Origin of the sequence: Bacillus cereus (assembly GCF_002577405.1) — a bacterium.
Classification (GTDB): Bacteria; Bacillota; Bacilli; order Bacillales; family Bacillaceae_G; genus Bacillus_A; species Bacillus_A cereus_AU.
In genome coordinates this window covers 35411-37102 of the sequence record NZ_NULR01000038.1, presented here as the reverse complement: position 1 = coordinate 37102, position 1692 = coordinate 35411, and the positions used below count along the sequence as shown (strand labels likewise).

Below are 1692 nucleotides of genomic sequence, written 5' to 3'. Positions count from 1 at the left end.
TCTGGTTTTTCCGGTTTCGGCTGTTCTTCTAACTCTTCTGTTGTTTCCCAATTCTCTTCTAGAGTTTCTTCTTTACCTTCGTGTATCTTCACATTTGTAATGTCATATCCATTAACTTTCGATTGATATCCCGATACTGGTTGTTCTTTCACTTCATACTTATAAGCTTTTCCTTCAGAATCAAATACTCGTAAGTTTTCAAACTCATATTTCCAATCACTTGTTTCCGTTACTTCTTTCGTTTCAATTACTTTGTCATTTTGTATTAAATCTACTTTAATTGCTTTTGGACGATCATTTACTTTGTCGCCTTTCCACGTTTTCGTTCCCGCAATAGATGTAGTTGCATTTAAATCCCCTTCAGCGCCACCTTCAGCTGTAATATTTTCAACTTGGGCAACTTGTGAATCAGAGACTGCTTCATTATCTACTACCTGATATTCAATCGCATACTTGTTTTCCAGTTTCTTAATTTTCTTTCCAGCTTCTGTTATATCAGCTTTGTAAGAAATCGAAAACCTAGTACCACTCGCTTTATCTTTATTGAAAATAGCTTTAAGAGTCATATCATTCACAAACTCTATTGTTCCATATCCTTGACTCTCAAAATCTTTTAATGAAAGTGACTTTTGGCCTGCTGCATTATCGACACTGATAGAAAAGCTATCTTTATTAAACTTTTGTCCTTCTTGCAGACTATCAGATAACTTAATGTCTGTATTTAAAACTTCTTTGTTATAATTGACCATTAAAAACCAACGAACCTCATCAGTATTATCTGGTTGAATATCCCCGGCTTTGAAAGAAAACGGTCCTTTATGATTTTCTCCACTACCTCCACCACTGCTTGGTCCAGTAATCGTTACCTTTTGCATTTCTAGATTTGTTCCTAGGTTAGTTTGAATTTCTTTCTTTTGATCTGTTTCTACATTTGTAGCTTGAACATTTATAGTAAAGAATCCTCTAATATTATTACGCGTACTTACTTTTTCATTAAATATACATTTCGCAACGCCTGCTGATACTTCACAAACACCATAATCATCTAATGGTATTTTCCCATTAAACCCTTTAAGTTCTGGCGGTAATGTTAATGTCAATACATCTCCAGGCTGTAGCTTATAACCATCTTTTTCACTAAAATTGACATTGATTTTAGTTCTTTCTCCATAATATAAATCTGTTTTTTCAATGTTAAAACTATCCACAAATCCCATTGCATTTAACTCTTGTGCTTTTGCAATTGTTGGCACTAAACTTTGAGCCATAACAACTACAAAAATTAAAAAAGTTGAAATCCATTTTTTTGAATTAATATTCATATTTCCTCCTATTATCATTAAATAATTATTGCTCCTTGCTACAACAATCTAACAAACTTACACTCCCCCTTAAAAATATCGCAACAAAAAGTTTTTATATAAACTCCTTTTAAAAATATTAAAAAAGAGTTTTTCCTTTTCTTATCCTTTAATGAATAGCATTCTAAACTAGTAATTAAACACATTAAGTGAATTGATTCTATACGATTGTATAGACAACTTACTCTCCAAAGTGATAACACCTCTCTAATTAATTAGAGAGGTATTATCAACGTATTTCTAGCTATTCAAACATAAAAGAAACGATAAACACTAGTTATTTTACTTCATTACAATATTATTCATTTATAAGAATCAAAAACAGACCGAA

General features: G+C 31.6%; 1 protein-coding gene. It reads right to left on the bottom strand.

Translation table 11 applies throughout. From position 1 onward, the window contains the following. Window positions 1-1322 (bottom strand): Cna B-type domain-containing protein (locus COC96_RS28300; RefSeq protein ID WP_179883839.1); only part of this gene is annotated, 1322 nt, incomplete at its 3' end. Window positions 1323-1692 lie beyond the last annotated feature (370 nt).